This is a genomic window from Tersicoccus mangrovi, from assembly GCF_036881825.1.
In the GTDB taxonomy this organism is placed as follows: domain Bacteria; phylum Actinomycetota; class Actinomycetes; order Actinomycetales; family Micrococcaceae; genus Tersicoccus; species Tersicoccus mangrovi.
Window position 1 is genome coordinate 142,978 of the sequence record NZ_JBAJMW010000007.1, and the last position, 23,908, is coordinate 166,885.

Here is a 23,908-nt window from a genome sequence, read left to right on the forward strand (position 1 = left end):
CGCGCCCGTCACGGCAGGATCGCGTCCACGTAGCCGCCGTCCACCCGCACCGCGCCGCCCGTCGTCGCGGACGCGTACGGGGACGCCAGGTAGACCACGAGGTTGGCGATCTCCTCCGGCTCGATGAGCCGCTGCAGCAGCGACTGCGGCCGGTACTCCCGCATGAACGTCCGCTGCGCCTCGTCCCACGGCAGTTCGTCACCGACCAGGGAGCGCACGAAGGGCTCGACGCCGCCGGTGTGGGTCGGGCCGGCGATCACGGAGTTGACGGTCACGCCCGTGCCGGCGGCCTCCTTGGCGAAGCCGCGCGAGACGGCCAGCAGCGCCGTCTTGGTCGTCCCGTAGTGGATCATCTCCGCGGGCGTGACGACGGCGGAGTCGCTCGCGATGTTCTGCACCCGGCCCCAGCCGCGCGCGGTCATGCCGGGCAGGTAGGCGCGGATCAGCCGGACGGCGCTGAGGACGTTGACCTCGAAGTACCGCCGCCACGCGTCGTCGGTGATGTCCAGGGCGGGGACGGCCTCGAAGATGCCGAGGTTGTTGACCAGGATGTCGACGTCGGGCAGCTTGTCCACCAGGGCGGCGGCCTCGGCCTCGTCGGCCAGGTCCGCGGCGACGCCGATCAGATCCGGCGCGTCGGTGCCCTCCTGCTGCAGGGACGTGGTCAGCTCGGCGATGGCCCGGTCCACGGAGCCCTCGCTGCGGCCGTTGATCGCGACGGTGGCGCCGGCGGCGGCCAGGCCGCGCGCGATCGCCCAGCCGATGCCCTGGGTGGAGCCGGTGACGAGCGCCGTCCGGCCGGTCAGGTCGATGTTCATGGGTGCCTCCCGGGTTGTCGGTCGTGTCCCCGGGCAACCGTTCGCCGCAGCGCGGTGTTCCCTGGCCCGAGCTTGTCGCCCGGTGTACCGGCACGGCCCGGTCCGGCAGGATGGCGGTCATGAGCACCGATCCGGTCATCCGCGCCGCGACCGTTCAGGACGCCGACGGCATCGCGGCCGTGCACGTGCGGTCCTGGCAGCAGACCTACGCGCCTCTGGTGCCGCCGGGCGCGCTGGACGACCTCGACCCGGTGCCGCGCGCGGCGATGTGGCGGCGGGTGATGGGCGAGCCGGAGAACACCGTCCTGGTCGCCCTGGTCGCCGGGCGCGTCGTGGGTTTCGCTGCCGTCGGCGCCCCGCACGGAGAGAACCCGCCGCGGGAACGGGAACTGGTGAGCCTCTACGTCCTTGCCGAACACCACGGCACCGGCGTCGGGGCCGCCCTGCTGGACGCGGCCCTGGGTGCGGGTCCGGCCTCGCTGTGGGTGGCGGACCCCAACCCTCGCGCCCAGGCGTTCTACCGTCGCCACGGGTTCGCACGCGACGGCACCGTGGGTGAGCACCCTCTAGCCGGCCACCCCGTGACCGAGGTCCGGATGATCCGCTGACGCGCCGCGGCCGTTGGGAAAAGCCTCAGTACACCGGCTTGTCCGGCTCGACGTCGCGCACCCAGGCGAGGATCCCGCCGTCGAGGTGGCGCACGTCCGGGTGACCGGCGGCGATCAGGTGGCGGCCGACGACGGCGGACCGGGTACCGGCCTTGCAGTGCAGCACGACCGGGCGGTGCGGGTCCACGGGGACCCGGCCGGACAGCACGTCGTCCATCGGCACGAGCCGGGCGCCGTCGATCGCGACGATCGCGGCCTCCGGTGCCTCCCGGACGTCGATGACGTCGACGTCCGCCCGCCCGGCGTCGCGCTCGGCGAGCAGGGCGGCCAGCTCACTGGCGCTGATGGTGGGAACCTCCGCCTCGTCCGGAGCCGCGCACGCGTCCGCCTGCGCGTCCTGGAGCCCGGTGACGGCGGGACGGGACGGATCGGGAGCGACCTTCAGCTCCCGCCACGTCGCGGTCAGCGCGTCGAACACGAGGATGCGGCCGAGCAGCGTGAGGCCGGTGCCGGTGATGAGCTTGATCGCCTCGGTCGCCATCATCGAGCCGATCGCCGCACAGAGCACGCCGAACACCCCGGCCGTCGCGCAGTCGGGCACCGAGCCGGGCTCGGGCGGGTCGGGAAAGAGGTCCCGGTAGGTGGGCCCGTGCGCGCCCCAGAAGACGCTGACCTGGCCGTCGAACCGCAGGATCGAGCCCCACACGACGGGCCGGCCGGTCAGTTCCGCGGCATCGCTGACGAGGTAGCGGGTGGCGAAGTTGTCGGTGCCGTCGATCACCAGGTCGTACCGGCCCAGCAGGTTCAGCGCGGTGGCCGCGGTGAGCCGCTCGGCGTGCCGGACGACGGTCACGAGGGGATTCAGGGCGGCGATCGCCTCGGCGGCGGAGTCGACCTTGAGCCGGCCGACGTCGTCCACCCGGTGGATGACCTGCCGCTGGAGGTTGGAGACGTCGACGACGTCATCGTCGATCACGCCGATCGTGCCGACCCCGGCGGCGGCGAGGTAGAGCACGACGGGTGAGCCGAGTCCCCCGGCGCCGACGACGAGGACGCGCGCGTTCTTCAACCGCCGCTGCCCGTCGAGCCCGATGCCGGGCAGGATGACCTGACGGGAGTACCGGGCGGTCTCCTCCCGCGTCAGGGGCTCGCCCGGCTCGACGAGGGGCGGCAGCGGCGTCGCGCCCGCCGGGACGCTCACAGGTCCGCCCGCCCGTCCACCGGCGAGGACGCGAGCGCGCCGTGACGCCGGCGCGGGATCCGGCCGGCGCCGGCGGCCAACCGCCCGGACTCGACGGCGAGGCGCATCGCGGTGGCCATGCGCACCGGGTCCTCGGCGCGGGTCACGGCGGTGGCGAGCAGGACGGCGTCGCAGCCCAGTTCCATGGCGAGCGTGGCGTCCGAGGCCGTGCCGATGCCGGCGTCCAGTACCACGGGGACGGCCGCGCGGGAGACGATCAGTTCGATGTTGTGCGGGTTGAGGATGCCGAGGCCCGTGCCGATGGGGGCCCCGAGCGGCATCACCGCGGCCACGCCGAGGTCCTCGAGCCGCTTCGCGGTGACCGGGTCGTCGTTCGTGTAGGCGAACACCCGGAAGCCGCTCGCGACCAGCCGCTCGGTCGCCTCGAGCGTCTCGACGACGTCGGGCAGCAGCGTCGTCTCGTCGCTGATGACCTCGAGCTTGACCCAGTTCGTCTCGAGCGCCTCCCGCGCCAGTTCCGCGGTGAGAACGGCCTCCGCGGCGGTCATGCAGCCGGCGGTGTTGGGCAGCACGCGCATGCCCATGCCGGCGAGCAGGTCGAACAGGCCGGCGCCCCGGCCGACCGTGTGGCGGCGCATCGCGACGGTGGTCAGCTCGGTGCCGGAGGCGCGCAGGGCGGCGTCCAGCCCGTGCAGGCTCGGGGCGCCCCCGGTGCCCATGATGAGACGGGACGTGAGCGTCACGCCGTCGATGACCAGCGGCGTGTCGGTGCTCGTGGTGGGCTGGGTCGCCAGCTCAGCCACCCTGCACCGCCGTGAGGATCTCGACGCGCGCGCCTGCCGCGGGCACGACCGTCGCCCAGGTGCTGCGGGGCACGACGGCGCCTTCCACGGCGACGGCGATCCCGAGCGCCCGGCCGTCCAGCGCGGTGCCGGAGGCGGACACCTCCCGGCCGGTGCGCTCGGCGACGATGTCGCGGCAGGTCTGGGACCGGTGCGGCGTCGGCTCGCCGTTGACGGTGATGGCGGTGACGGCGGGGGTGGCCGTCGGGCCGGGGCTCATGGGATCTCCTGGAGAGGCGTGTCAGGTGCGGTGGTCAGGATGTCAGGGCGAAGCGGTCGGGGCTGAAGGGCTCGGCGACGGGCAGCGGCTCTCCCGCGAGCAGGCCGAGGACGGCGGCGCCGGCGGCCGGGGCGAGCAGCACGCCGTGCCGGAAGAAGCCGGTGGCCAGCACCAGCCCGGCGGTCGGTGCGCCGTCGGCGTTCCGGAGCCGGCCGAGCAGGGGCGCGTTGTCGGGGGTGCCCGGCCGGGCGCGGGCGACGGCGTCGACGATCGTGGCCTCGGCCAGGGCCGGCAGCAGGGTGATGCCGTCGCGCAGCAGGGCGTGCACTCCACCGGCCTGCAGTCCCGCCCCGCCGTCCTCCCGTGAGGTGGCCCCGAGCACGAGCGTGCCGTCGGGCCGGGGCACCACGTACACGGGCATGCCCCGGACGATCGCGCGGACCGTGTGCGTCAGTGCGGGGAAGCCGGCCGGCGGCTGCAGGCGCAGGATGTCCCCGTGCACGGGGCGCAGCGGCAGCGGGACGGGCAGGTCGGCGGCGGCCACGCCCGTCGCGACGACCGTCTCGGCGGCCTCGAGCGTCGAGCCGTCCGCGAGGCGCGCCCCGATGACGCGGACGCCGGACGGCTCGGGTGCGGTCAGCAGGGCCTCCGCCCGCTGCTCGACGACGCGGATGCCGAGGGCGGTCAGGGCGGCGAGCAGCGCCCGGCTCAGCAGCCGGGGGTCGACCTGGTGATCGCGGGGCAGCAGGTACGCCGCCGAGAGCTGCGGGCCGAGCAGCGGCTCGCGCCGCCGGGCCTCGCGCGTGGTCAGCTGTTCGGCCTCCAGGCCGAGCCGCAGCTGCAGGCGGTGCAGGGCGGCCAGCGCGTCGCGGTCGGCGCCGTCGACGCCGCACACGAGCGTGGGCGTCGTGGCGTACCCGGTGTCGCGCCCGCCGACCGCGGCGACGTCGTCGGCGAAGGCGTGGTACCGGCGGGCGGAGTCGAGCGTCAGCGGCAGCAGCGCCTCCTCCTGGTGGGCGAGCTCGGCGACCGGCGCGATCATCCCGGCCGCCGCGTGCGTCGCTCCGGACGCCGGTGCGGGGTCGACCACCGTGACCGGGTGGCCCGCGCGCGCGAGGGTGAAGGCGATGCCGAGGCCGACGACGCCCGCGCCGAGCACGAGGACGGACGGGTGCTCGTCCGGGTGTTCCCGGGACGTCGCGTGTGACTGGTCGCCTGACATGGCTCTCCCTTCGGCGGCATGGCCCGCATCAGGTTCGGACGGTCGGTGTCGGACACCCTCTCAGCCACCCGTCAGGCGAGCGTGGCTCGCGTCGTGGCTCCCGTGATCTGGCCCCTACTGTAGTCACCATGTCCGCCACCTCGACACCGACGACCGCCGGCAGCGACCGTCCCGCTCCGTCCCTCGCCACGGCCCGCCTGTACCTGTGCGTCGACGCCCGCCGCGAACAGGGCGACCTGCGCGACCTCGTCCGGGCCGCCTACGCCGGAGGCGTCGACGTCGTCCAGCTGCGGGACAAGGACATCGAGGGCGCCGGCGAGCTCGAGGCGCTCGCCGTGGTCCGCGAGGAGGCCGAGCGGGCCGGCCGGGCGTTCGCCGTCAACGACCGCGCCGACATCGCCCGCCTCGCCGGAGCCGACGTCCTGCACCTGGGCCAGCGGGACCTCACGCCGGCCCAGGCGCGCACCCTGCTGCCGGCCGGGTGCCGCATCGGGCTGTCCACGCACGACCCGAACCAGCTGACCTCCGCCCGGCGGAACCCGGACGTCGACTACTTCTGCGTCGGCCCGGTGTGGGCCACCCCGACGAAACCGGGCCGCGCCGCCGTCGGCCTGGACCTGGTCCGCCGGGCGGCCGAGGCGACGGAGCAGAACGACGGCGTCCCCACCCCGTGGTTCGCGATCGGCGGCATCGATCACCGCACGATCGGCGGGGTCGTGGCCGCGGGCGCGCGCCGGGTGGTCGTCGTGCGCGCGATCACCGAGGCGTCCGACCCCGAGGATGCGGCGCGGCGCCTGATCGAGCAGCTCCCGCCGCTGTGACCCGCTGACCCGCCACCCGTTGCGCGTCAGGACGTCGGCAGCCCGTCCGCGAGGCGTTGCAGCACGCGGGCGCCGAGCGCGGTGTAGTCGGCGATCCGGCCGGGCACGATGTACTCGTCCCGCGAGTGCGGACCGGCGCCCACGGCGCCGAGCCCGCAGATCACCGGCACCCCGATCCCGGCGATGAAGTTCGCGTCCGAGCCGCCGCCCACGCTCACGTGGTCCAGGTCGAGCCCGACGTCGTGACCGGCCGCGACGACGACGTCCAGCAGCGGCCGCATCGTGGTGTCGAGCGCCATCATCGGTCGGTTCCACCGGTGGTCGACGCGCAGCTGCACGCGTGGGTCGGACGGCGTGATGGCGTCGAAGGCGGCGTCCACCCGGGCCTTCTCCGCCTCGTCGCTGACGCGGATGTCGATGCGCGCCCACGCCCGGCCCGCGGCGACGTTGGTGCCGGTGCCCCCGCTGATCAGGCCGACGTTGACGGAGGTGCCGGCGTCGAGGTCGGCGACCTTCGTCGCCGCGGTGATGGCCTCGGCGAGGGCGTGGATCGCGCTGGCGCCCGCCGTCGGGTCCAGCCCCGCGTGGGCCTCGACGCCGGTGACGTGGAACTCGAACAAGCCGATGCCCTTGCGCCCGGTCTTGACCGCGCCGTCGAGCGTCGGCTCGAACACGAGCGCGGCGTCGACCTGCCGGGCCGCCGCCTCGATGTGCGGGCGCGAGCTCAGGGAGCCGACCTCCTCGTCGCCGTTGAGGAGGAACGTCACCGTCGGCACCACCACGCCGTCGCCCTGGTCCCGCAGCAGCTTCAGTGCCCACAGGCTCTGCACGAGGCCGGTCTTCATGTCGAAGATCCCGGGACCGGTCAGCACCTCGACGCCGTCGCGCACGTCCGCGCGCACCGGCCAGTCCGCGAGCGTGCCGGTGGGCCACACGGTGTCGTAGTGCCCGACGACCAGCACCCGTCCGGCGCCGGTGCCACGCCAGGTCAGCAGCACCGTGTCCCCGCGTTCGCCGCCGTCGAGCACGTCCTCACCGTCCGGGGGCCCGAGCAGCCGGACGGCGAGCGTCTGCACGTGCCGCCGGCACGCGTCCAGGGCCGCCCGGTCGTAGCTGTGGCTCTCGACTCCGACGAGGTCGATGACGTCGACGAGGATGTCCTGCTGCGCGTCCCGCGCGGCGGCCACGAGGTCGCTCATCGCCTCACGCCGTTCCCCGGCTCCCGGCCCGTCGTCGACTCTCAGTCCTTCTCCCGCGCCTTCGCGGTGGCCCGGTCGTTGGCCTTCTGGATGGCCGCGACGAGTTCGTCCTTCGTCATCGACGAGCGGCCGGAGACGTCGAGACGCTTCGCCACGTCCATCAGGTGCGCCTTGGTCGCGTTCGCGTCGACCCCGCCGGCGGTCTGCCCGGGCGAGCCGACGGTGCCCGCAGCCTTCTCGTCCGAGGGCCCGGACTCGGCCTTCTTCTCCCACCGGTCCCCGACCTTCTCATACTGGTGCTTGAGCGCGGCGAACGCCGTCCGGTGCGCCCGTTCCCCCTCGCCGTACGACTCGACCGCGGAGTCGTGCGCGGCCGCCCACACCTCCTGCGCGTGCTGCGATGAGCGGGCGACGGTCGAGGGCATCTCCTCACGAGCGGGCACGGCATCCTCCTGATGCGACCAGGTCCTGGTCACGCCATCCTGTCCGTGGCAGGCGCCCGGTGCAAGATATGCCACAGCGCTGTCTTTTCCGGCTCCGGCCCGGTAGTGTCATGAGCAGCGATGTGGATACGACATGTCGCACCACCGCAGATCGGCGGGTGGCCGCGTTTCCTTCCGGGCCTGAAGATCAGCAGAACGAGCGGAACCCCTATCTCCTCTGGAACACTTCCCGCTGAACGGCGGAAGGGTGCCACGTCCCCGACGTCCCGCACCACCGAGCAATCGTCTAAGCTCCCCAACCACTTCACCGCGGTCTCCGAGATCGTGCGTTCGCAGAATCTCCTGCGGCGAGCCCACGGGTTCTATCTCACGGTCGCCATCGTGCTGGGCCTGGCCCTCGTCGCCGCGATCACCGGGTCGGTCCTGCTCGGAGAGAGCTGGTTCCAGCTGCTCATCGCGGCCGGACTGGGGATCATCTTCACGCAGATCGCCTTCGTCGCCCACGAGGCCTCCCACCGCCAGATCCTCGGCTCGGGGCCCGCGAACGATCGGCTCGGCCGGATCCTCGCCACGGTGGGCGTCGGTATGAGCTACGCGTGGTGGATGAACAAGCACACGCGTCACCACGCCAATCCCAACAAGGTCGGCAAGGACCCGGACATCGAGGTGGACACCATCTCGTTCCTCCCCGAGGACGCGGCGAAGCGCCGGGGTCTGCTGGCGCGACTTACCCGTCGCCAGGGATACTTCTTCTTCCCGCTCCTGACGCTGGAGGGGTTCAACCTCCACTACCGTTCCTTCGCCGCCCTCGCCTCGCCGGGCGAGGTGAAGGGTCGCTGGATCGAGATCGGGTCCATCGTCGCCCGCTTCGCGGTGTATCTGGGGCTGCTGTTCGCGCTCCTGCCCGTCGGCATGGCGTTCGCGTTCCTCGGCGTGCAGATGGCCGTGTTCGGCGTCTACATGGGGGCCTCCTTCGCCCCCAACCACAAGGGCATGCCCGTCGTGCCCCGGGACGTGAAGCTGGACTTCTTCAGCAAGCAGGTCCGCACCTCCCGCAACATCGCGGGCGGCTGGTGGGCATCGACGCTGATGGGCGGGCTCAACCACCAGGTCGAACATCACCTGTTCCCCAACATGCCCCGTCCCCACCTGGCACGGGCGCGAGGCATCGTCCGCGAGTACTGTCAGGCCCACCAGGTCCCCTACACGGAGACCTCCCTGTTCCGGTCCTACGGCATCGTCATCTCCTACCTGAACCGGGTGGGGCTGGCGGCGCGGGATCCGTTCGAATGCCCGGTGATCGCCCAGCTGCGGCGGTCCTGAGCACCGAACACCGAAAGATGTCCTCTCCTCCGGAGGGGGCAGGTCACCGACATGGTGGCCAGCAATGAAGAAAAAAGGAAAACAGCATCATGGCAACTGGCACCGTCAAGTGGTTCAACTCCGAAAAGGGCTTCGGCTTCATCGCTCCCGATGATGGCTCTGCCGACGTGTTCGCGCACTTCAGCGCGATCTCCGGCAACGGCTACCGCAACCTCGAGGAGAACCAGAAGGTCGAGTTCGAGACCACGCAGGGCGCGAAGGGCATGCAGGCCGAGAACATCCGCCCGCTCTGAGCACCCCATCGCTCCATCCGAGCCGCCCCCGGTCTCCCGGGGGCGGCTCGTCGGGTTCCGGGCCCGGGTGACGCCGCCGGTCCTGCCGTGTCGTCCCCGCCGCCGGCCCGTGCGAAAATGGGAACCGTCTCATGAAGAAGAAGCACTTCCGCGCCGCCAGGCGCGACACGGATTCTCCGGGTCTGGACCTGACCGCCGTCGAGGCGGCACTGGTCGAGGCCCCAGCCGAACGTCGGCGGAAGCGCCTCCGGGGCTACCTCGGCGCCGCCCTCGCGATCGGCCTCGGCGTGGGCGCGCTGACCGCGCCCCTCGGTGTCGCGGCCGCGGTCACGGGCGACGACGTCGCCGGGTACTGGGACTCCCTGCCCTCCCAGCTCCCCCTGGAGAAGTCGCTGCCGCAGCACACCGTGCTGTTGGACAAGGACGGCAACGAGTTCGCCCGGTTCTACAGCGAGAACCGCATCGACGTGAAGCGTGAGGACATCTCCGCGAACTTCGTCAACGCGCTCATCGCCACCGAGGACGCCCGGTTCTACGAACACCACGGGGCTGACCCCATGGGCATCGTGCGCGCCGCCCTCCACAACAGCGGCTCCACGTCCCGCCAGGGCGCCTCCACCATCACCCAGCAGCTGGTGCAGAACATCCTCATCAACTCCGCGCGGGACGAGACGGAGCAGCGGGTAGCGCAGGGCGACACCCCCAACGACAAGATCCGCGAGATCAAGTACGCGGTCAACCTCGAGAAGCAGCTCTCGAAGGACGAGATCCTCACCCGCTACGCGAACACCGTCTACTTCGGCAACGGCGCGTACGGGGTCGAGGCGGCCGCCCGCACCTACTTCAGCACGAGCGCGAAGAACCTCACCGTCCCGCAGGCGGCGACGCTCGTCGGGCTGCTGCGCGGTCCCACGGTCTACAACCCGTTCACGCACCCGGACGCCTCCCAGGCCCGCCGCAACGTCGTGCTCGGCCGGATGCACGCCGTCGGACGGCTCGACGCCGGCCAGCTCGCGACCGCCGACGCGGCGCCGCTGGCGATCCACCGCGGCTCGCTGACCAACGGCTGCGGCCGCTCGGAGTACCCGTTCTACTGCTCGCTCGTGCGGCAGGAGATCCTCACCGACCCGTCCTTCGGGGCGACGGCCGAGGAACGGCAGGACCGGCTCACGCGCGGCGGCATGACGATCACCACGGCGCTGGACCGCAAGGCGATGACGTCGGCGAACACCGCCGTGCACCGGGCCCTGAAGGACACCAACCGGGGAGCGCTCGGCCTCGCCGTCGTGACCCCCGGTACCGGCAAGGTCACCGCGGTCGCGCAGAACCGCGGCTGGGGCAGCGGCCCCGGCAAGACCGAGATCACCTACGCCACCAGCACCTTCCAGCCCGGGTCGACGATGAAGCCGATCACGCTGGCCACGGCGCTGGAGCAGGGCATCCCCGCGACCACGAAGTTCCACGCCTCCGCCTACTACACGCCCGCGTCCCTGGCCGCACCGGAGGGCGGGTACTCCAACTACGGGCTGCAGGACTTCGGCGTGATCGACGCGCGGGGAGCCATCAAGGTCTCCTCCAACACCTACTTCATCCAGCTGATCGAGAAGACGGGCGTGCTCCCCGTCGCGGACATGGCCGCCCGGCTCGGCATCACCTCGATCCCCCGCACCGGGCCGCGCGCGCTGACCGGCAACGAGGCCTACCTGACGCTCGGCGCCTACGAGATCTCGCCGTTGCAGATGGCCAACGCGTACGCGACGTTCGTCTCCGGCGGTACCGAGTGCCGCACCCACACGATCGTCTCGGTGACCCGGTCGGACACCGGCGCGAAGCTGCCGGCACCGGACGCCGACTGCCACCAGGCCATCGCCCCGGCCGTCGCGAACACCGTCGGTGACGCCCTCAAGCAGACCTTCACGCCCGGCGGCACGATCGGACCGACCGGTGGACTGCCCGGCCGCGAGGCCGGCGCCAAGACCGGCACGACGAACGACTACCAGGCCAACTGGGTCGTCGGCGTCACCCCGCAGGCCTCGACCGCCGTGTGGCTCGGCGACCCGCGCGGCGGCGCCAGCTACCCCCTGACGCAGCTCGACGCCTACGGCCGCACCTTCTACGACCTGACGGGCGCCGAGGTCGCGGCACCGGTGTGGAAGGAGACGATGACGGGCCTGCTCAAGGGCGTCAAGGCGGTGCCGATGCCGAAGGCGAACGACGCCGCGACGTCCTCCTCGACCTCCCGTTACGTGCCCGACGTGCGTGGCCTCTCCGTCGAGGCCGCGATGACCCAGCTGCGGGCGAACGACCTCGAACCCGTCATCGAGAAGCGGCCGGCGCCGGCGCAGGCGCCCATCGGCCCCGGCGTCGTCGTCGGGCAGACCCCGGCCGCGGGTGCCGTGACCGGCCACCGCCAGGAGGTCCGGTTGACCCTCTCGGCCGGCAGCGACACGAGCATCCGGCCCCCGGACAAGGAACAGTGACCCCGTGCTGATCTCTCAGCGAGTGCGCAACGACCCGCGCCGCACCGTCCTCGTCGCGACCGCCGTGCTCGTCATCATCGGCGTCGTCGGTTCCGCCCTCGTCGGCGTGCTCGGCCTGCTCGTCACCCCGCCGTCGGCGGCGCCCGCGGCCGCCGCCGTACCCACCGCCGCCCCGACGGCGCGCACCGCCGCCTGGACCCAGACCCCGGCCGACCAGGTGCTCACCGCGACCCTCTCCTCCCCGCCGTCCGGATGGAGCCGCAGCGGGGGCGTCGGCCACGGTGCGGGCGCCCCGGCACCGTACTCGTGCCCGGCCGACGGTACCTCCCCGGCCACCTCGGTCAGTGCCGCGTACACCGTCGACAACGCCTCCGTCATCGTCACCGCGCAGGCATTCACCGCCGGTCAGGGCGCCAAGGTGCAGGACACCCTGGCCGCCGCGGCCGGCAGCTGCGCCGGCGGCGCCGATCAGCAGGAACTGGGCGACACCGGGCCCGGCGAGAGCCCCCGCCTGGCCACGGCCTCCCGCGGCGGCGTCGACAGCGCCGTGCTCTCGTGGCGGCGCGGTGACGTGCTCGTCTTCCTCTCCGGCACGCCGTCCCAGGACCTCGCGCGGTACGCCCGCGAGCTGGACGGCGTCCTCGAGCCGCGGCTGGGGCCCGTCTGCGCGGCCCAGGACTCGACGACCGCGGACGCCACGCGCTCCCCCTACCGACCCGGGTACCTGCCGTACACGGTCACGAGCACGGTGCGGATCCCCGACCCGTCGACGCCGGCCTCGAGCACCGGCAGCACGACGCTGCCCGCGCCGAGCCTCATCGACCGCTCGGCGGCCCCGGCCGGACCGCGCGACTACCCGGTGTGGCCACCGATGCCCGCCCCCGTCAACGAGCCCGTGCTGCCGGACGCGCCGTCCGCCTCCCCGCCCACGTCCAAGGACGTGCGGGTGCCCGCGGCGGACTCCACCGGCCCGGGCTGCGGCTGGGCGTTCACCGGCATGAAGGCTCCCGCGACGGATGCCGCCTCGATCTCCTCCGCCCGAGCCCGCGCCGAGGACACCGGACGCAGCCAGCTGCAGGGCGACGCCCGGGCCTGGCAGACGCAGGTCAGCCAGTACTGGAAGGACTACGCCGCCTACGAGAAGGCCGTCCCCGGGTACCTCGCGTACCGGGACAAGGTCGACACCGTCAACGCCGCATGGGCCGTGATCGACGGCCAGTGGGCGCAGTACCGCGCTGACTACGCCGCCTACCAGTCCGCGGTGGCCGCCCGTGACGACTTCCTGGCGCGCCAGTCGCAGGCCCAGGACGACTACGACACGGCCGTGGCCCGGTGCGAGGCCCCCGAGCCGTCGCCGTCCCCCTCGCCGTCGGACAAGCCCTCACCGTCCCCCTCCGAGAAGCCGTCCCCGTCCCCGTCGGCGAAGCCCTCCCCGTCACCCTCCGCGAAGCCGTCCCCGTCGCCCTCGCCCTCGCCCTCGCCCACGAAGAAGGCGGCCCCGCCGAAGAAGAAGTCGGACACGACGTCGGGCAGCACGAAGGGCGCCGTCTACCTGGACGGGTCCGGTGCGCGGGTGATCACGACGGTGCTGACGGCACCGAAGGCGCGGGAGGGCTGCCCCGCGGACCGGCCGGCCATCCTCGACCAGGACCCGCCGTCGGTACCGACCCCGCCGACGCCCCCGGCCGACCCGCGCCCGGCGTCCGCCCGCTGAGTCTCCGCCGGCGCTGACTCTCTGGTTCCGCTGACGGTCACCGTTGCCTCCCCACGTCAGGAGGGCAACGATAGGAGGACCCGACGATCGGAGCTGACCGTGTCCTCTGCCGACGAATCCCGCCCGACCCCCACCCCGGCGCGCGGCGTGCCCCTGCCGGGCTCCGAGCGCCCCGCCGCCCCCGGCGTCACGGCCGGACGGCCCGTCGACCCGCAGGAGCGAGCCGAGGTCACCGTCGTCCTGCGCCGGCGTGCTCCCCTGCCCGACGCCGACATCGCCGCCGGACGGGTGTTCACCCGCGAGGAGCTGGCCGCCCAGCACGGCGCCGCACCGGAGGACCTCGACCTGGCCACCCGGGTGTTCACCGACGCCGGCCTGACGGTCATCGACGCGGACGCCGCGTCCCGCCGACTGCGCGTCGGCGGCACCGTGGGTACCCTCAGCGCCGTCTTCGGCACGGACCTCGACGCGGTCAGCAGCACCGCCCCGGACGGACGGGCCGTGCAACACCGGCACCGCACCGGCGGTCTGACCGTCCCGGCCGAGCTCGACGGCGTCGTCACCGCGGTGCTCGGGCTGGACAACCGCCCGCAGGCCCGCACCCACTCCCAGACGGTGGCCCCGGCGGCGGCCGCCGGCACCGCCTATACACCGGTCGACCTCGGCCGCATCTACCGTTTCCCCCAGGGCGCCGACGGCACCGGCACCGACGTCGCCATCCTCGAACTCGGCGGCGGCTACCAGCAGGCCGACCTCGACACCTACTTCCGCGGCCTCGGGATCGCCACCCCGACCGTGCAGGCCGTCTCCGTCGACGGGGCCACCAACGCGCCGGAGAACTCACCCAACGGCCCCGACGGCGAGGTGCTGCTCGACATCGAGGTGGTCGGCGGCCTCGCTCCCGGGGCGCGGATCCTCGTCTACTTCGCCCCGAACACCGATGCCGGCTTCCTCGACGCGCTCACCACCGCGGCGCACGCCAGCTCGGCGCCGGCGGCCATCAGCATCAGCTGGGGCCAGAACGAGGACGACTGGACGGCCCAGGCCCGCACCGCCTTCGACGGCGCCCTCGCCGATGCGACCGCCCTCGGGGTCACCGTCACGGCGGCGGCCGGGGACAACGGCAGCGCCGACGCGGCCACCGACGGCCGGGACCATGCCGACTTCCCCGCCTCCAGCCCCCACGCCCTCGCCTGCGGCGGAACCCGGCTCGAGGCGGACGCGTCGAACGGGTCCATCACCGCCGAGACCGTCTGGAACGACGGCACCAACTCGGCCACCGGCGGCGGCTTCAGCGACGCCTTCCCCGTGCCGGACTGGCAGCGCTCCGCGATCAGCGGCAAGGGCGGCGGCAATACCGGCGGCGCGGGCACCAACGCGTCGGGCAACGGCTCCGGCCGTGGTGTGCCGGACGTCAGTGCCGTCGCCGACCCGCAGACCGGGTACCGGGTGCGCGTGGACGGGCAGGACATCGTCATCGGTGGTACCAGCGCCGTCGCGCCGCTGTGGGCGGCGCTCGTCGCCCGGCTGCAGCAGCGCGGCGGGGCCCCGCTCGGCCTGCTCCAGCCCCGGCTCTACCAGGCGTCGGTCGCGGCCACGTTCCACGACATCACCAGCGGCAACAACGGCAGTTTCTCCGCCGGCCCCGGCTGGGATCCGTGCACCGGCCTCGGCACCCCCGACGGTCAGGCACTCGCGGACGCCCTCACGACTGCCGGGACGGGTTCTGCCGGGACGGGCTCGGGCGCCCCGGGATCAGGAAGCACACCGCCGTCGCCAGGACGGTGAACGCCACCGCCCACCAGAACGCGTCGTCGAACCCGGCGGCCAGCCGGGCGCGGTCGTGCCCGGCGGAGGCGGTGCCGGCCGTGAGGACGACGGCGAGCACGGCAGTGCCGAACGAGCCGCCGACCTGCTGGCAGATGCGGGTGAGGATGCTCGCGTGCGGAACGAGGTCCCGTTCGAGGCCGATGTAGGCGACCGTGGTGATGGGCACCATCAGTGCCCCGAAGCCGGCACCGCGCACCACGAGCGCCGTCAGCAGCACCCACCACGGCGTCTGTGGCCCGGCCACCGCGTACACGGCCGTCGCCACGCCGACGACGACGAACCCGACGAGGGCCACCCGCCGGGGTCCCACCGTGTCGGTCAGCCGCCCGGCGAGCGGCCGGCTGACGAGGATGCCGACGCCCTGCGGGGCGAGCAGCAGGCCGGCTCCGAGCACGTCCTGTCCCCACACCTGCTGCCAGTAGAGGGGCAGCAGGAGCATCGCCCCGAACAGGGCGGCGCCGGAGAGAAACAGCAGGACGGCCGCGGCCGCCACCGAGCGGCGCTTGAGCAGCCCGACCCGGACGAGCGCCCGGTCGCCGGTGCGCCGGGCGTGCCGCACGAACAGGGCGAGCAGGACGGCACCGGCCAGGACCGGGCCCCACACGTCGGGCCGTTCGACGCCACCGGGCTTGCTGACGTCGGAGAGGCCGAGCAGCAGCCCCACCATCGCCGGGCACATCAGCAGCAGGCCGGTGACGTCCAGCCGAGCGCGGCCCGAGGGCCGATCCGCGGGCAGCAGCCACACGGCGAGCGCGAACCCGATCGCGCACACCGGCACGTTGACCAGGAACAGCCACCGCCAGTCCAGCCAGTGCAGGACGAGGCCGCCGACCACCGGCCCGAGGATCGGCCCCAGCACCGCGGGCAGCATGACGATGCCCATCACCCGTCCGAGGTTCTTCCCGCCGGCGGCCTGCATCACGAGCGTCTGCATGAGCGGCGTCATCAGTCCCCCGCCGATGCCCTGCACGACGCGGAACCCGATGAGGCTGGGCGCGTCCCAGGCGAGGGTGCACAGCACGGAGCCGGCGAGGAACACCGTCAGGGCGATCAGCCAGAGGCGTTTGCCGCCGAGCCGGGCCTGCGCCCACGCGACGAGCGGGATGGACGCACCGAGCGCGAGCAGGTAGGCGGTGGTGACCCACTGGATGGTGTCGACGGTCGTGTGCAGCTCCCGGGACAGGGTCTGCAGGGCGACGGCGACGATGGTCGTGTCGAAGATGACGGCGATCAACCCGACGATGAGCGCGGCAGCGACCTTGAGGACCTCCGGATCGAGACGTCGGTCGGCCGTGGTGCTGTCCCGCCCGGTGGTCTGCGTCATCGTCCCAGCCTTCTCCGCCGCGGCGCCGGGGACAAGCGCGGATCGACCGGCGAGATCGCTCCGCCCTCTTGACGTCATCGACGCGCACACCTAACGTACAACCACATGGTTGTAGTTGACGCCGCCGACGCCGCGGTGGACCGCATCTTCCACGCGCTGGCCGACGCGACCCGCCGCGACATCGTCCGCCGCTCCAGCCGGGGCGAGCTGTCGGTGTCGCAACTGGCGCAGCTCTACCCGATGAGCTTCGCCGCGGTGCAGAAGCACGTCGCCGTGCTCGAACGCGCCGGCCTGATCGCCAAGGAACGCCGGGGACGGGAGCAGCTCGTGCGATCCGATCCCGACGCCGTCGCCCGCGCTCACCGGGCGCTCGACGATCTCGCCGCCACCTGGCGCGACCGGGTCGGCCGGATGGCCGGCCTGCTCGCCGACCCCGACCCGTCACCGACCACCCCACCCGCACCACCGGAAGGACAGGACCGATGAGCGTCACCAGCGTCGACAAGGACCTCGACAACCTCACCCTGACCCTGATCGCCGACTTCGCCGCGCCCACCGACCGGGTGTGGCAGCTGTGGGCGGACCCGCGGCAGCTCGAGCGGTGGTGGGGACCGCCGACGTACCCGGCCACGTTCGAGCAGCACGACCTCACCCCGGGCGGCACGGTCACCTACTTCATGACCGGCCCGGACGGCGAGAGATTCCACGGCTACTGGACGGTCGGCTCCGTGGACGCCCCGTCCTCCCTGGCCTTCACCGACGGGTTCGCCGACGAGAACGGCCGCCCGAACGACGAGCTGCCGACGAGCGACACCGACGTGCGGCTCACCGAGCGCGACGGCGGCACCCGGATGACCCTGACCACGCACTTCGCCGATCGCGCGCAGATGGACCAGCTGATCGCGATGGGCATGGACGAGGGGCTGCGGGAGGCCGTGGGCCAGATGGACGGCCTGCTCGTCGCCGCCTGAGGTCGTCGGCTCGGTCCGCCCGGTCGGACCGGGCCGTCGCGCCTCAGCTCGCCGCGTGGTGAGATGGATGCGACGACGATCGGAGCACTCATGACCGACACCCTGCCCGGTGGCGCCTTCACCCTCGGCGACCTGACCGTCTCCCGGATGGGCTACGGCGCGATGCAACTGGCCGGGCCGGGGGTGTTCGGCCCCCCGGTGGACCGCGACGCCGCGATCTCCGTGCTCCGGACCGCCGTCGAGCTCGGCATCCGGCACATCGACACGAGCGACTACTACGGCCCGCACGTGACCAACGAGATCATCGGCGAGGCGCTGCACCCGTACCCGGAAGACCTGCACCTGGTCACCAAGGTGGGCGCACGCCGCGACGAGAAGGGCGGCTGGCCGCCCGCGCTGGCGCCCGACGAGCTGCGGCAGGCGGTGCACGAGAACCTCGACCGCCTCGGGCTGGAGGCGATGGATGTCGTCAACCTGCGGGTGGGCGGGGTCAGCGCCCCGAGTGAGGGTTCCCTCGCCGAGCCGTTCGAGACGCTCGCGGAGCTGCAGCAGCAGGGGCTGATCCGCCATCTCGGCGTGAGCAACGTGACGGCGGAGCAGGTGGCCGAGGCCCGCGCCATCGCCCCGGTGGTGTGCGTGCAGAACTTCTACAACCTGGCCCACCGCGACGACGACGCCCTCATCGACCAGCTGGCCGGGGACGGCATCGCGTACACGCCGTTCTTCCCGCTCGGCGGGTTCTCCCCGCTGCAGTCCGGCACGCTCGACGGCGTGGCCGAGCGGGTCGGGGCACCGCCGATGACGGTGGCCCTCGCGTGGCTGCTGCAGCGATCGCCGAACGTCCTGCTCATCCCGGGGACGTCCTCGGTGGAGCACCTACGGGCCAACGTGGCGGCCGTCGACCTCACGCTCTCCGACGAGGACCTGGTGGAGCTGGAGGGCATCGGCGGCTGAGGTGGGGTTGCCGTCGTGCGGGCGGCGTGGATGTCGTCGGGGTCATTCCCGGCGTGCAGCTGCCGGGTGCTGAACCCGCGACGCTCGGGTGCTCCTGGCACTGCTCGGTGGGGCTGGCCGGGCACCGTTCAGAACGGCGGAGGCTCGGGGTCAGTGAGGTAGATCCGGCCCGCCGGCGAGGTCCACCGGAGACGTGCCGACGTCGCGAATGCGTGGTCCGCCGCCGACTCGACCGACCACCCCGAGTGATGCTTGAGCACGTGGTGCTTGCGGCACAGGTGAGCGAGATTCTCCGGCACGGTCGTGCCACCGCCGGTCCACGCGGTCACGTGGTCGACGTCGCACGCCACCGCCGATCGACGACACCCCGGGAACCGGCAGGTTCCGTCGCGGACGGTCAAGGCCCGCCGCAGCGCCGTCGGAACTCGGTACTGCAACCCCGTCGTGAGCATGACCGGTATGACGCAAGCCGGTTCGATGCCATCGGGTGGCGGGTCGTCCAGGTCGTCGGGCCGCGTGCCTTCTGCGGCGGGCGGCCCGCCGGTGTCATCGGATGGCGACACCGACAATCCGCCGGGCCCGGCGATCACCCCGAGCATGCAGGACGTGGCTCGCCGAACGAGATCTCGAGCATCGGTCGCCGGTATCGGACCGAATGAACCGAGCCATCCCGGCTCGTCGCCGCCCAGCAGTGCGGCTGCTGACACGGTCAGCAGCACGCGCGGCGTCGGGGCAGCCTCGACCTGCCAATCCGTACCGGTGCGACGACCGGCGTCACCCTCCGTCGGGCCGCCGAGCAGGTCAGCCAGCACATCGGTTCGCAACTGGGCGACGGTTCGTCGGTCGTCATCGCCGTCGTGGGTCGCCCCTGTGCGGTCGTCCTCTCCGGGCGTGGGTCCGGCGGCCGAGGTAACGCCGACTGCCGGAGACAGGGAGACAACGACGTCGTCCTGCTGAGTGGCCAGCTGTCTGGCCAGCGCTGAGAGTCGAACGTCGATCTTCCAGGCCAGCACCGCCGGCAGCAGCGCCGTCAACCGAGCCATCCCGTCACCGTCCGGCGTCACTCTCACGTAACGGTCGGCAAGGGCAGCAGCATGACGCTGGGCGAATGTACGCGGGTGGCACCGCTCCCGTACGCGGCGAGCACGAGATCGCATCTGACGGACGGTCTGCCCATTCCGCGCTGCCTGGAGCAGAGCCGTCTCGGTGACGTCGATGGCGCGAGCGAGCCGCTCCTGCATCTCGGGGTCCGAGCAGTCCGGCAACGCGTCCGCGTACTCGGCGGTCTCATCGGCGATCGTCTCGGCCGCACGCGCGCTGATCCTCCCGGTCTGCAGGGCTGCCAACGTCGCCGGGAGCAGCAGGGTGAGCCGTTCGGCGCAGCGGAGCTGGGCGTGCGCCGCATCCTCGCTGATCCGCAGCGCACAGGCGATCTCGGCGACACCTGACCTGTCCCCCACAGCCAGGCGCTCCCGCCTGGTCAGGCCCCCTTCACTCGCGGGATCCTCGAGTACCGACGGGTGCGCCTCGACCCACCGCCGGTGATTCTCCTCAGCCACCCGTTGGGCCAGCAGGGTGGCTCGATGCCGTGCGGCGGCCAACCAGCCCTCGAGCCGGCGGACGTCCTCCAGTGCGCTGACGGCCGAATCGAGGGTGGTCCTCGCCGTGTCGTGCTCAGCGAGGACGGTCGACAGACGACCGAGAAGTGCCGTCGGTGCGACGGCGTCGGACGAGATGAAGGCAGCGGAATCGCCGGGAACGCGACGAGTCCGCGACACCGACGGCGCGCCGTCGTCCAGTCCCGGCAGCGTGGCCGGGACCATGCGCCCCCGGGTCGAGGTGTCCTCCATGACCTCACTCAACACGCCACCACCGACAGAACTCGCGCCGGCAGCGGGCCCCAGCGAACCCCGACCGCTGGACGCGAAGAACGGTCAGCCCTCGACGACCCGCAGTCGTCGCACGCCCGCATCGGCGTCGGAGCCACCGTGCCCACCGGCACCGCCGGGCCGCACCCCAACCCGTACCGCCGACGCCCCCACTGCCTCCAGCAGCGCCCCGGCCTTCAGCTCCATCTCCTCAAGTTCCCGCTGCGGGTCCGACAGCGCGGTGATGCCCCCGCCGACCCCGATGGTCGCGGTGTCCCCCTCCACGACGATGCTGCGGATCGTCATGGCCAGGTCCGCCCGCCCGTCCGGCCCGAGGTGGCCGAAGGCTCCGGCGTACCGCCCCCGATCGCGCTGCTCGAGGGCGGACAGCAGGTCCGTCGCCGCCTGCTTCGGCGCGCCCGTCATCGAGCCCGCCGGGAAGCACGAGCGGATCGCGTCGACCGCCGTCCGGCCGGGCAGCAGCCGACCCTGCACCGTCGAGACCAGCTGGTGCACCTGCGCGTAGCTCTCCACCGCCCACAGCGCGGGCACGGTGACCGAGCCGACCCGGCACACCCGCTGCAGGTCGTTGCGCATGAGGTCGACGATCATGACGTTCTCCGCGCGCTCCTTCTCGTCGGCGGCGAGCTCCGCGGCGAGCCGGCGGTCCTCCTCGGGCGTCGCACCACGCGGGCGGGTGCCCTTGATCGGCCGGGTGGTGACCAACCCGGCCGGCGTCACCTCGAGGAACCGCTCGGGGGACGCGCTCACCAGCGCCACTCCGCCGATCCGCAGGAACCCGCCGTGATGCGTGGGGCTGCGCCGTCGCAGGGCCAGGTACACCCCGACCGGGTCGATCAGCCCGCGCACCCGGTACTCCGTCGTCAGGCACAGCACGTAGGCCAGCCCCTTGATGATGGCGTCCTGCGCGGCGCGGATGTTCGCCAGGTACGTCTCGTCGTCGTCGGCGCGGGTCACGTCGAGGACGACAGGAGCGGTCGCCGCGGGGACCGGTGTCGCCAGTCGGTCGAGCACCTCCTGCGCGAACGCGTCGTGGTCGACGTCGTCGGCCGTCAACAGCTCGATCCGCCCGTCGGGGTGCACGGCGACGGCCCGGTCGGTGCGCAGGAAGGCCGCGGCCGGGGACGGAGGCCAGGCCGGCCCGGACGACGGTCGTGAGCGCGCGGTCCCCGGGTGCGGGGCGACGGTCTCGTGCCGCAGCTCGTAGTCGAGCCATCCGACGAGGCCGAGGCGGAAGGAGGCGTCGGTGTCGAGGTCAGCCCCCGGGTCGTCGGCGGTCCGCAGTGCCGACTGCGCCGCGGCGAGGTCCTCGAGCACGCGGCCGCTGCGGAGCGGCACCGGGGTCCCGCTGCCCAGGTAGCTCGGGGTGTCCGGGCCGCCGTCGAGCCAGTAGACGTCGGCGTGGTGGGCGGCGAACACCCGGGTGAAGACCGTCCCGGCGTCGGCGGTCGCACCCGGGGGCACGGGCAGCGGGGTTCTGCGCATGGCCGTCCTCCCCCGTCGATCGAGCCGTCGATCGAGCCGTTCGTCGCAGCGAGTGTACCGGGCGCGGCCGGGCCGGGCCGGGCCGGGCCGGACGTACGCTGAGGGCAGTGCAGGGCAGCCCGGCCGTGATCGGACCGCGGGTGGCCGCAACGAGAGGAGCACCCCGTGCCCAGGATCACCACGCCGTTCGGATTCGAGGCGACCGCCGACGACGTCGTCGCCGGGCGGGACCTGTCCGGCCTGCGCGTCGTCGTCACCGGCGGCGCGTCCGGCATCGGGCTGGAGACCGCCCGCAGCCTGGCCCGCGCCGGCGCCGACGTCACCATCGGTGTCCGCGACGTCGACGCCGGCCAGAAGGCCGCGGCAGACATCGAGGCCGACACCGGCAGGACGGTCCGGGTCGCTCCGCTCGACCTCACCGACCTGGCCAGCGTCACGGCCTTCGTCGATGCGTGGGACGGACCGTTGAACGTGCTGATCAACAACGCCGGCGTCATGGCGGTGCCCGACCTGCGCCGGACGGCGTACGGCTGGGAACTGCAGTTCGCCACCAATCACCTCGGGCACTTCGCGCTCGCCCTCGGTCTGCACGACGCGCTCGCGGCCGCGGGCGGCGGGGCACGGATCGTCTCCGTCTCCTCCAGCGGCCACCGCGGCTCCCCCGTCGTCTTCGAGGACGTCGACTACGAGCACCGCCCCTACGACCCGTGGAGCGCCTACGGGCAGGCCAAGACCGCCAACGTCCTCTTCGCAGTCGAGGCAACCCGCCGCTGGGCCGGTGACGGCATCGTCGCGAACGCCCTGATGCCCGGCGGCATCATGACCAACCTGCAGCGGTTCGTGCCGGACGAGATCAAGGACGGGTGGAAGGGCAGCCCGTCGATGAAGTCCCCGCAGCAGGGGGCGGCGACCACGCTGGTCGCCGCGATCGCCCCCGAGTTCGAAGGCGTGGGCGGGAAGTACCTCGAGAACGGAAGCGAGTCCCTCGTCGTGGCCGACGACGCCGACGTCGCGGCCGAGACGACCGGCGTGCGGCAGTGGGCCCTGGACCCGGCCGCCGCGGAACGGCTCTGGGACCTGTCGGCGCGCAAGCTCCGCGACGCGGGGTACGACGTCGGCTGACGGTCACGCCCGGAGGCGGAACCAGCCCCGGGAGTGCCGGGGGCAGCGGCCGGGCTCGTGCGCGCGCACGGCGCCACGACCCTGACCGGCGATGCGGGTGGCCCAGCGCAGCCGTCGCCAGGACAGAACCAGGAGGACGGCTGCCAGGCCGCCGAGCACGTCCCACTGCGGGTCCGGAAGGCCGTTCGGCGGTTCGACGTACCCGCCGGCGTCCAGACCCGCCGCCTGTTCGAAGTGGTTGCGCCCGAGCGGGAAGACGGCGTCGTCGACCGTGTAGAGGACCGGCATCAGGGCCGGCCCGCCGAGGGACGTGAGCACCGCCGCCTGCGAGACGTGCACGGATTCGTGGCCGGCGAGGGCCTCGAGTTCCGCGCGGTCCCGGGCGATGTTCGGGCCGAACCGCAGGTAGAGATCCTCGCGGTTGATGCCGAAGCCGTTGCGCTCCGAGGACCGTCCGCCGTCCTTCACGACGTCCCAGGCCACGAAGGTCTCCCCGATCACGGAGCCGCCCGCGCTCGTCGTCGGGGGACGCCAGAACAGGATGGGCTGGGTGGTCTGGCACTCGTCCATGCCGATCAGCCGGCCGCCCATGAGGGCGAGGCCGCTCGGGCCGGCGAGCACGACGCGCCGGGCGACGTCCCACGTCGGGTCGATCGCCAGCCGGACCGGCGGCTCGGGCACCGCGGCGCCGTTGGCGTACACGTGCGCGCTGCACGGCGTCAGGGGGGACACGACGGCCTGGAGGCGCACGAACGAGCCGGCCAGCAGCAGGACGGCGCAGGCCGGGATCAGGACGGCGGCGACGCGGCCGTTCCGGGCGCACCGCCCGCAGGACGCGGCGCGGCGGGCACGACGGCGACGCACGCCCGGGAGCAACCAGAGGACGCCGAGGACGCCCAGGCACGCCAGCAGGCTGACGCCGCGGACCATCTCCCGCAGCCACCGAGGCGGCCGGCGCCGCGACGCCCTCACGCCCGCTCGCGGGACGGACGGCGTCGAGCGAGCGGATCGGGTCCCGGTCCCGGCAGCTCGTGGAGCGCGACGGCGACCGACGCGGCGATCAGCATGGGTTCAGCCTAGGTGTTGTGGGTCATGACGTTGCCGACGGTGGGGTGGGGGTGAGGAAACGGGCTCCTGGTCGGCACGATG

Annotated in this window: 22 protein-coding genes and 1 riboswitch; of the genes, 11 read left to right on the forward strand and 11 right to left on the reverse strand. The window is 73.2% G+C overall.

All coding sequences use genetic code 11. The annotated features are described in order from the left end of the window. Window positions 1–8: 8 nt before the first annotated feature. Window positions 9–818: an SDR family NAD(P)-dependent oxidoreductase gene (locus tag V6N00_RS14590; RefSeq protein WP_334233376.1), complete on the reverse strand. Its 810-nt coding sequence runs from the start codon at window positions 816–818 to the stop codon at window positions 9–11. A 119-nt stretch (window positions 819–937) separates the two neighbouring features. On the opposite strand from V6N00_RS14590, the gene V6N00_RS14595 reads away from it, so the two are divergent. Continuing rightward, complete coding sequence (locus tag V6N00_RS14595) at window positions 938–1,426, forward strand: GNAT family N-acetyltransferase (protein ID WP_334233378.1); 489 nt, start codon at window positions 938–940, stop codon at window positions 1,424–1,426. Between the two features lie 25 nt (window positions 1,427–1,451). Here the strand turns inward: V6N00_RS14595 and moeB are convergent, their stop codons facing one another. The 4 genes from moeB to thiO all read right to left on the reverse strand — a co-directional run bounded on the left by moeB (window position 1,452) and on the right by thiO (window position 4,911). Then, window positions 1,452–2,627: a molybdopterin-synthase adenylyltransferase MoeB gene (gene moeB / locus V6N00_RS14600; protein WP_334233380.1), complete on the reverse strand. Its 1,176-nt coding sequence runs from the start codon at window positions 2,625–2,627 to the stop codon at window positions 1,452–1,454. Then, window positions 2,624–3,346: a thiazole synthase gene (locus V6N00_RS14605; RefSeq protein WP_334233429.1), complete on the reverse strand. Its 723-nt coding sequence runs from the start codon at window positions 3,344–3,346 to the stop codon at window positions 2,624–2,626. Before V6N00_RS14605 ends, moeB begins: the two co-directional genes overlap by 4 nt. Window positions 3,347–3,422: 76 nt before the next feature. Next, window positions 3,423–3,689, reverse strand: a complete 267-nt coding sequence (gene thiS, locus V6N00_RS14610; protein WP_334233382.1) for a sulfur carrier protein ThiS — start codon at window positions 3,687–3,689, stop codon at window positions 3,423–3,425. A gap of 34 nt (window positions 3,690–3,723) precedes the next feature. After that, window positions 3,724–4,911: a glycine oxidase ThiO gene (thiO, locus tag V6N00_RS14615; protein WP_334233384.1), complete on the reverse strand. Its 1,188-nt coding sequence runs from the start codon at window positions 4,909–4,911 to the stop codon at window positions 3,724–3,726. After that, window positions 4,900–5,025: riboswitch (TPP riboswitch) on the reverse strand. (Overlaps the previous gene by 12 nt.) Before the next feature lie 14 nt (window positions 5,026–5,039). On the opposite strand from thiO, the gene thiE reads away from it, so the two are divergent. Beyond that, the gene (gene thiE, locus V6N00_RS14620; RefSeq protein WP_334233386.1) at window positions 5,040–5,732 is read left to right on the forward strand and encodes a thiamine phosphate synthase; all 693 of its coding nucleotides are present in this window, start codon (window positions 5,040–5,042) and stop codon (window positions 5,730–5,732) included. Window positions 5,733–5,758: 26 nt separating this feature from the next. Here the strand turns inward: thiE and V6N00_RS14625 are convergent, their stop codons facing one another. Next, window positions 5,759–6,931, reverse strand: coding sequence for a M20 family metallopeptidase (locus V6N00_RS14625; RefSeq protein ID WP_334233389.1), 1,173 nt, complete (start codon window positions 6,929–6,931; stop codon window positions 5,759–5,761). Between the two features lie 41 nt (window positions 6,932–6,972). Further along, window positions 6,973–7,374 (reverse strand): ChaB family protein, encoded by a 402-nt coding sequence (locus tag V6N00_RS14630; protein ID WP_334233390.1) that lies wholly within the window; start codon window positions 7,372–7,374, stop codon window positions 6,973–6,975. A 210-nt stretch (window positions 7,375–7,584) separates the two neighbouring features. Here V6N00_RS14630 and V6N00_RS14635 point away from each other — a divergent pair, with 210 nt between their 5' ends. The 5 genes from V6N00_RS14635 (at window position 7,585) to V6N00_RS14655 (ending at window position 14,972) form a co-directional block, all read left to right on the forward strand. Then, window positions 7,585–8,697, forward strand: a complete 1,113-nt coding sequence (locus tag V6N00_RS14635; protein ID WP_334233430.1) for a fatty acid desaturase family protein — start codon at window positions 7,585–7,587, stop codon at window positions 8,695–8,697. Window positions 8,698–8,786: 89 nt separating this feature from the next. Further along, the gene (locus V6N00_RS14640) at window positions 8,787–8,990 is read left to right on the forward strand and encodes a cold-shock protein (protein ID WP_334233392.1); all 204 of its coding nucleotides are present in this window, start codon (window positions 8,787–8,789) and stop codon (window positions 8,988–8,990) included. 131 nt (window positions 8,991–9,121) lie between these two features. After that, complete coding sequence (locus tag V6N00_RS14645; protein WP_334233395.1) at window positions 9,122–11,470, forward strand: transglycosylase domain-containing protein; 2,349 nt, start codon at window positions 9,122–9,124, stop codon at window positions 11,468–11,470. A gap of 4 nt (window positions 11,471–11,474) precedes the next feature. Continuing rightward, window positions 11,475–13,184 carry a hypothetical protein gene (locus V6N00_RS14650; protein ID WP_334233397.1) on the forward strand — a complete coding sequence of 570 codons (1,710 nt, stop codon included), beginning with the start codon at window positions 11,475–11,477 and terminating at the stop codon, window positions 13,182–13,184. A 99-nt stretch (window positions 13,185–13,283) separates the two neighbouring features. Continuing rightward, window positions 13,284–14,972 (forward strand): S53 family peptidase, encoded by a 1,689-nt coding sequence (locus V6N00_RS14655; RefSeq protein ID WP_334233399.1) that lies wholly within the window; start codon window positions 13,284–13,286, stop codon window positions 14,970–14,972. Here the strand turns inward: V6N00_RS14655 and V6N00_RS14660 are convergent. Beyond that, window positions 14,890–16,338 carry an MDR family MFS transporter gene (locus tag V6N00_RS14660; protein WP_334233401.1) on the reverse strand — a complete coding sequence of 483 codons (1,449 nt, stop codon included), beginning with the start codon at window positions 16,336–16,338 and terminating at the stop codon, window positions 14,890–14,892. The two genes, V6N00_RS14655 and V6N00_RS14660, sit on opposite strands and share 83 nt — an antisense overlap. A 105-nt stretch (window positions 16,339–16,443) precedes the next feature. Between V6N00_RS14660 and V6N00_RS14665 the strand changes: the two genes are divergently transcribed. From V6N00_RS14665 to V6N00_RS14675, 3 genes are all read left to right on the forward strand, one after another. After that, window positions 16,444–16,824: an ArsR/SmtB family transcription factor gene (locus V6N00_RS14665; protein ID WP_334233402.1), complete on the forward strand. Its 381-nt coding sequence runs from the start codon at window positions 16,444–16,446 to the stop codon at window positions 16,822–16,824. Continuing rightward, a complete protein-coding gene (locus V6N00_RS14670) occupies window positions 16,821–17,309 on the forward strand; it encodes an SRPBCC family protein (RefSeq protein ID WP_334233403.1) in 489 nt (162 codons plus the stop codon). Before V6N00_RS14665 ends, V6N00_RS14670 begins: the two co-directional genes overlap by 4 nt. Window positions 17,310–17,399: 90 nt before the next feature. Continuing rightward, a complete protein-coding gene (locus V6N00_RS14675) occupies window positions 17,400–18,263 on the forward strand; it encodes an aldo/keto reductase family oxidoreductase (protein ID WP_334233404.1) in 864 nt (287 codons plus the stop codon). 128 nt (window positions 18,264–18,391) lie between these two features. Here the strand turns inward: V6N00_RS14675 and V6N00_RS14680 are convergent, their stop codons facing one another. Both V6N00_RS14680 and V6N00_RS14685 read right to left on the reverse strand, forming a co-directional pair. Further along, window positions 18,392–20,113, reverse strand: a complete 1,722-nt coding sequence (locus V6N00_RS14680; protein ID WP_334233406.1) for an HNH endonuclease signature motif containing protein — start codon at window positions 20,111–20,113, stop codon at window positions 18,392–18,394. An 84-nt stretch (window positions 20,114–20,197) separates the two neighbouring features. Beyond that, window positions 20,198–21,637, reverse strand: coding sequence for an anthranilate synthase component I family protein (locus V6N00_RS14685; RefSeq protein ID WP_334233408.1), 1,440 nt, complete (start codon window positions 21,635–21,637; stop codon window positions 20,198–20,200). A 165-nt stretch (window positions 21,638–21,802) separates the two neighbouring features. Here V6N00_RS14685 and V6N00_RS14690 point away from each other — a divergent pair, with 165 nt between their 5' ends. After that, complete coding sequence (locus V6N00_RS14690) at window positions 21,803–22,759, forward strand: SDR family NAD(P)-dependent oxidoreductase (RefSeq protein WP_334233410.1); 957 nt, start codon at window positions 21,803–21,805, stop codon at window positions 22,757–22,759. Window positions 22,760–22,762: 3 nt separating this feature from the next. Here the strand turns inward: V6N00_RS14690 and V6N00_RS14695 are convergent, their stop codons facing one another. Next, a complete protein-coding gene (locus tag V6N00_RS14695; protein WP_334233412.1) occupies window positions 22,763–23,689 on the reverse strand; it encodes a hypothetical protein in 927 nt (308 codons plus the stop codon). Between the last annotated feature and the right edge of the window lie 219 nt (window positions 23,690–23,908).

What these genes read in the sequence shown, in the direction of transcription:
- V6N00_RS14675 (WP_334233404.1), top strand. Translation starts at nt 17,400, where the DNA reads ATGACCGACACCCTGCCCGGTGGCGCCTTCACCCTCGGCGACCTGACC.
- thiE (WP_334233386.1), top strand. Translation starts at nt 5,040, where the DNA reads ATGTCCGCCACCTCGACACCGACGACCGCCGGCAGCGACCGTCCCGCT.
- V6N00_RS14605 (WP_334233429.1), bottom strand. Translation starts at nt 3,346, where the DNA reads ATGGGCACCGGGGGCGCCCCGAGCCTGCACGGGCTGGACGCCGCCCTG.
- thiS (WP_334233382.1), bottom strand. Translation starts at nt 3,689, where the DNA reads ATGAGCCCCGGCCCGACGGCCACCCCCGCCGTCACCGCCATCACCGTC.
- V6N00_RS14695 (WP_334233412.1), bottom strand. Translation starts at nt 23,689, where the DNA reads ATGGTCCGCGGCGTCAGCCTGCTGGCGTGCCTGGGCGTCCTCGGCGTC.
- V6N00_RS14660 (WP_334233401.1), bottom strand. Translation starts at nt 16,338, where the DNA reads ATGACGCAGACCACCGGGCGGGACAGCACCACGGCCGACCGACGTCTC.
- V6N00_RS14590 (WP_334233376.1), bottom strand. Translation starts at nt 818, where the DNA reads ATGAACATCGACCTGACCGGCCGGACGGCGCTCGTCACCGGCTCCACC.
- V6N00_RS14595 (WP_334233378.1), top strand. Translation starts at nt 938, where the DNA reads ATGAGCACCGATCCGGTCATCCGCGCCGCGACCGTTCAGGACGCCGAC.
- V6N00_RS14670 (WP_334233403.1), top strand. Translation starts at nt 16,821, where the DNA reads ATGAGCGTCACCAGCGTCGACAAGGACCTCGACAACCTCACCCTGACC.
- thiO (WP_334233384.1), bottom strand. Translation starts at nt 4,911, where the DNA reads ATGTCAGGCGACCAGTCACACGCGACGTCCCGGGAACACCCGGACGAG.
- V6N00_RS14645 (WP_334233395.1), top strand. Translation starts at nt 9,122, where the DNA reads ATGAAGAAGAAGCACTTCCGCGCCGCCAGGCGCGACACGGATTCTCCG.
- V6N00_RS14665 (WP_334233402.1), top strand. Translation starts at nt 16,444, where the DNA reads ATGGTTGTAGTTGACGCCGCCGACGCCGCGGTGGACCGCATCTTCCAC.
- V6N00_RS14625 (WP_334233389.1), bottom strand. Translation starts at nt 6,931, where the DNA reads ATGAGCGACCTCGTGGCCGCCGCGCGGGACGCGCAGCAGGACATCCTC.
- V6N00_RS14680 (WP_334233406.1), bottom strand. Translation starts at nt 20,113, where the DNA reads ATGGAGGACACCTCGACCCGGGGGCGCATGGTCCCGGCCACGCTGCCG.
- V6N00_RS14685 (WP_334233408.1), bottom strand. Translation starts at nt 21,637, where the DNA reads ATGCGCAGAACCCCGCTGCCCGTGCCCCCGGGTGCGACCGCCGACGCC.
- V6N00_RS14640 (WP_334233392.1), top strand. Translation starts at nt 8,787, where the DNA reads ATGGCAACTGGCACCGTCAAGTGGTTCAACTCCGAAAAGGGCTTCGGC.